At 35.8% G+C, this 229-nt stretch carries 1 protein-coding gene; it reads left to right on the top strand.

The annotated features are described in order from the left end of the window. Positions 1 to 229 (top strand): segregation/condensation protein A (locus AOA61_RS00355; RefSeq protein WP_158234781.1); only part of this gene is annotated, 229 nt, incomplete at both ends.

Below are 229 nucleotides of genomic sequence, written 5' to 3'. Positions count from 1 at the left end.
GTCAAATGTTACTCCCTGCTCAAGAGGAACTAGATGAAGAGGAATTTGAATATGGAGAAGGGGATCCTAGGGAAGAATTAATGCACCGATTAATTGAATATAAAAAGTTTAAAGAGGCAGCTGGAGAATTGAAAGAGCGTGAAAGAGTTAGAAGTGATTTATTCTCGAAGCCAATGACTGATTTAACGACAATAATAAATGATGGATCTGATGAAGAGAATGAAAAAAC

It is taken from the genome of Pseudomonas sp. 2995-1, from assembly GCF_002742505.1.
Classification (GTDB): Bacteria; Pseudomonadota; Gammaproteobacteria; order Pseudomonadales; family Pseudomonadaceae; genus Aquipseudomonas; species Aquipseudomonas sivasensis.
The sequence above is the reverse complement of the archived record's forward strand: the minus strand, read 5'-3'. Positions and strand labels throughout refer to the sequence as shown.